The organism is Actinomadura rubrisoli, from assembly GCF_004349215.1.
GTDB classification, from domain to species: Bacteria; Actinomycetota; Actinomycetes; order Streptosporangiales; family Streptosporangiaceae; genus Spirillospora; species Spirillospora rubrisoli.
In genome coordinates, this window is the sequence record NZ_SMKU01000529.1 from 1 (window position 1) to 4,398 (window position 4,398).

4 protein-coding genes are annotated in these 4,398 nt (G+C 73.7%); 2 read left to right on the forward strand and 2 right to left on the reverse strand.

The genetic code is table 11. The annotated features are described in order from the left end of the window. Positions 1 to 151: 151 nt before the first annotated feature. Both E1298_RS44625 and E1298_RS44630 read left to right on the forward strand, forming a co-directional pair. The gene (locus E1298_RS44625; protein WP_131903429.1) at positions 152 to 1,381 is read left to right on the forward strand and encodes an MFS transporter; all 1,230 of its coding nucleotides are present in this window, start codon (positions 152 to 154) and stop codon (positions 1,379 to 1,381) included. Between the two features lie 75 nt (positions 1,382 to 1,456). Beyond that, positions 1,457 to 2,221: a hypothetical protein gene (locus E1298_RS44630; RefSeq protein ID WP_131903430.1), complete on the forward strand. Its 765-nt coding sequence runs from the start codon at positions 1,457 to 1,459 to the stop codon at positions 2,219 to 2,221. A gap of 85 nt (positions 2,222 to 2,306) precedes the next feature. Here the strand turns inward: E1298_RS44630 and E1298_RS44635 are convergent, their stop codons facing one another. Next, positions 2,307 to 3,557: a ferritin-like domain-containing protein gene (locus E1298_RS44635; RefSeq protein WP_131903431.1), complete on the reverse strand. Its 1,251-nt coding sequence runs from the start codon at positions 3,555 to 3,557 to the stop codon at positions 2,307 to 2,309. Beyond that, the gene (locus E1298_RS44640; RefSeq protein ID WP_131903432.1) at positions 3,554 to 4,366 is read right to left on the reverse strand and encodes an HvfC/BufC family peptide modification chaperone; all 813 of its coding nucleotides are present in this window, start codon (positions 4,364 to 4,366) and stop codon (positions 3,554 to 3,556) included. Before E1298_RS44640 ends, E1298_RS44635 begins: the two co-directional genes overlap by 4 nt. Between the last annotated feature and the right edge of the window lie 32 nt (positions 4,367 to 4,398).

Below are 4,398 nucleotides of genomic sequence, written 5' to 3' on the forward strand. Positions count from 1 at the left end.
CCGCCTACGTCACCGGCAGCGGGTGGGGGGTGGACGGGGGCAGCATCCGGGGGTTGATCTGACCCCCGTCCACCCGGGCCGGCCGGTGCCGTCCGACCTCAGGACGGCACCGGCCGGGCCCGGCCATCGACCACGTCAGGAGAGGAACACCATGACCAGCGCGACCCGCAAGCCGCCGGGCGACGGCCACCGGGCCTCGCCCGGGTCCGGGGGCATCGGACGCGGGACCGTCTACCTGTTCGCCGTCGCCACGGGCCTGTGCGTGGCGAACCTGTACTACTGCCAGCCCCTCCTGGACGCCATCGCGGACGGGCTGCGCGTCTCCCGCTCGACCACGGCGCTGCTCGTCACCTTCACCCAGCTCGGGTACGCGGCGGCGCTCGTGCTCGTGCTCCCGCTGGGCGACCTGGCCGACCGGCGCAGGCTGATCCCGGGGATGGCGGCGCTGACGGCGGCGGCGCTGGCCGTCACGGCGTCCGCGTCCTCGGCGCCGGTGCTGCTGGCCGCCGCCGTCGTGACGGGCGCCGGGGCGACGACCGCGCAGGTCCTGGTGCCGCTGGCCGCCGCGCTGGCCGACGACGACACGCGCGGCAAGGTCGTCGGGACCGTGATGAGCGGCCTGCTGCTCGGCATCCTCGTCGCCCGGACCGTCGCCGGGTACCTGGCCCAGCTCGGCGGCTGGCGCACGGTGTACGCGACGGCGGCGGCGGTCATGCTCGTCCTCGCGGCGGTGCTGTGGTGGCGGCTGCCGGCCGTGCCGCGCGCCACGACGCTGCGGTACCCGGCGCTGCTGGCCTCGGCGGTCCGCATCGTGCGCGAGGAGCCGGTCCTGCGGTTCAGGGCGCTGCTCGGGGCGCTGGGCTTCGCGGTCTTCTCCGTCCTCTGGACGGCGCTGACCTTCCTGCTGTCCGGCGCGCCCTACCACTACTCGCCCGGGACGATCGGCCTGTTCGGGCTGCTCGGCGCGGTCGGGGCGCTGGCGGCGGGGGCGGCCGGACGGGTCGCCGACCGGGGCGGCGCGGGCCGCTTCACCACCCTCACCACCGCGCTGCTGGCGGTGTCCTGGCTGCCGCTGGTCCTCGGCGCGCACCACGTGGTCGCGCTGGCCGCCGGGATCGTCCTGCTCGATCTGGCCGTCCAGGGCCTGCACGTCACCAACCAGAGCCAGATCTACCGGCTGCGGCCCGACGCCCGCAGCCGGATCACCTCCGTCTACATGACCGCCTACTTCGCCGGCGGCGCCGCCGGGTCGGCCCTGACGCCGCCCGCCTACGAGCGGGCCGGCTGGACGGGAGTGAGCGTCCTGGGCGCGTCCCTCGGCGCGGCGGCGTTCCTGGCGTGGGTCGCGCATGGCCGGTCGCTCCGCCGTCACCAGCGGTAATCCGCAGGTCACAGGGCCCGGCCTATTCGATCGAAACGCCGCCTCGCCCGATCGCGACGGCGTAACCTGCGCGGCGTGATCGACGATCAGACCCTGATGAGCTCCCGCCACGTCCTGTGCGTCCTCGGCACCCGCCTGGATCTTGAGACCGTCGAGTCCGCCGCCGCGAAGGAGGGATTCGAACTCGACTGGGAGTACTCCGAGACCGAGCCCGACCCGCGGATGGCGGAGGCGTTCGAGGCGTGCGCGGCGCGGGCGTCCTTCACGGGAGCGGACTGGGAGGCGGTCGAGGCGCACGACACCGTCGCCTACGTGCTGTCCCCGCCCGTCCTGCCCGGCGTGGCGTTCACCGTGGCGCGGCGGACGCTGACGCTCGCCGCCGACCTCCTGCGCTCCGGCGCCACCGCCGTGAAGAACGAGAGCAACGGGCTCACCCACGGCCGGGAACGGTGGCTCGACCTCGCGGCGGGCGTGTACGACGGGAACCCCGAGGAGCCCGCGGTGCCGCTCTACCGGGCGCTGGTGAAGCGGCCGATCACCGGCGGCGGCCTGTCCTACAGCTGCGGCATGCACCTGCTCGGCGCGCCCGACATCGAAGTCGAATGGCCGGACGACCCGGACGGCGACGCATCCCGCGCGGACGAGACCGCCGCCCTGATCGACGGGCTCGCGCTCTACCTGCTGACGGAGCGCCGCGCCGAGGAGATCGAGGACGGCGAGGGCTTCCGCCTGTCCGCCGACGCCTCCCGATGGGTCCTCCATCACCATCCGTGCGAGCGGTACGAGGACGACGACTTCTTCTTCAACCCGCACGGCTACTGGCGCCTCACCCCCGCGTAGCCGGGCGGCCGGGCGCGGCCCACCAACCCGCGTCTGATGGTGGGCCGCTCCGGCCGGGCCCCGGCGGGGGCCCCGTCCTCGGGCGTCAGACGTCGGGCATCTTGTCCATCAGCCAGCGCACGCTGTTGTCGCCGCCCAACTGGCGGAAGTGGGGGACGGCCTTGTCGCACAGGTCGATGAGGTGCTGCTTGCGGCCGGATTCCGGCAGCTCGACGTACTCGAACGTCGGGCCGATCTGGACGTCCTCGCCCGTCCGTCCCTCCGCGAGCGGGCCGAACTCCAGCGGCCTGGACATCATGATCTCGGCGATGTTCGCCAGCAGGCCCTGCATCGTGGAGATGAAGGCCCGCTCCAGCCCGTAGCGGGGGCTGTCGCGCCCGACCACGACCGTCGTGCCCGGCGTCTTGTACAGGACGTCGATCACGTGCAGCACGTAGCAGTACACCGCGTTGAACAGGTCGTTGATCGCGGTGGCGGCCTTGTCGTCGGCGTACTGGAACTCCTTCGGGTCGGTGGGCACCTTCCAGACCGGCCCGATCGGCTCGATCCCCTCGGCGATGCGCTGGAACTTCGTGTAGTGCGGAAGCTCGTCCAGGCCCGGCTTGGGGTTGACGGGGTCGATCGGCACCGACGGCCTGCCGGGGTCGGCGCCCTCGCCCTGGTTGACGATCATCTTCAGGGCCGTCTTCGCGGTCTTCAGGTCGTGGACGCAGATCGGCTCGCCGCCGCCGTCCTTGTTCCAGTACGCCGCGACGTACTGGAGCTCCGGCCGGGGCGCGCCCCACAGGGCCTGGCTCCCGTCCAGCCGCTCCAGCCCCCCGATGATGGACTTGTAGAACTCGCCGATGGTCGAGTACTGGCCCTTGGGCGGCAGGTCCTCCGCCGGGCTCGGATGGGGGCGCTCGAACTCCATGAAGACGTCCCGGACGATCTCCTTGGTGCACGGCCCGATGTGGAGCAGGAGCGGCGGATGCCGGTGGAGCATGTACTCGGGGTAGTCCGGGATGAAGTCCTCGCTGTAGAAGGTCACCCGGTCGCCCTCGCCGAGCGCCACGAGGATGTTGCGGACCAGGCACAGGTGCAGCATCTCCTCGATGACGACGCTGCGGACGAGCCGCTGCGCGCTCATCCCCGGGTTCCAGCGCGAGGTGCCCTGCCCGCCGATGGAGTACATCGCGTACAGGTACATGGGGATCGTCTGCAGCTCCACGGCCGCGGCCTGGAGCAGATGGTTGACCAGCTGGTCCTTGGTCTGGATACCGGCGGCCGCGTCGACGGGGTGCGCGTCCAGCACCGCGGCGGTCGAGCCGCCGCCGGGGGCGGTGTCCGAGGTCACTGTGGGGCCTCCTGTGGGGGTGTCGGGTGGGGGACGATCCACCGCTGCGCGATCCAGCGGCGCAGGTGGCGGCGGGCCTCGGCGGGGTCCATCGCGGCCCTCGCGGACGCCTCGTCCAGGCGCGCCCCGGCGAGCAGGGCGTCGAGCAGGGCGAACGCGGCGGGCGCCGGCGAGGCGGTGACCACCCGGTAGTCGCGGCGGAAGACCACCAGGCGGGCCGGCTCCAGGGCCGGCGGCGCGGGCCGGGCGCCGCGCCGGACGGCCGAGTGGTACTCGTGCACCGGCGCGCACGCGCGCAGCAGCCGCAGGCCGGACGAGGGCCGGACGGCCATGTCGCCGGGCAGGTCCGCCGGCCAGGGCGCGGCGGGCTCGCCCTCCGCGCCGGGGCCGTCGTAGACGTCGGCGAACAGGCACTCGTAGCGGACGAGATCGATCATCAGGTCGATCCACGCCTCCCGCCGCGGCGCGGGCATGTCGCGGTCGGGCCGGTGCGCCTCCAGGTGACCGGCGAAACGGTCGTCGATCCGGGCCAGCGTGTACGCGCGCGGGGGGCGCGCGTCCAGGTACTCGGAGGCGAAGCCGTCGAACAGCTCCGGGCCGAGCAGCGCGCGCAGCGCCGGATGCCGGTGCCGCATGGCCTCCAGCAGGCGCCGCCGGTAACCGCGCCGGTAGATCTCCAGCCGCCGCGCCGCGCTCAGCGCACCCGAACCCGCGAGCATCGCCGACGCTCGCCCCATCTCCGCGGACGGCGCCGTGACGGCGTGCAGAAGCCACTGCTGCGCGGCCTCCAGCGACGGCGGGCTAGCCATCGCACATCACCCCGCCCCCGGACCGCGACCCC

Coding starts and splice junctions, on each gene's coding strand:
- E1298_RS44625 (WP_131903429.1), top strand. CDS start 152: ATGACCAGCGCGACCCGCAAGCCGCCGGGCGACGGCCACCGGGCCTCG.
- E1298_RS44640 (WP_131903432.1), bottom strand. CDS start 4,366: ATGGCTAGCCCGCCGTCGCTGGAGGCCGCGCAGCAGTGGCTTCTGCAC.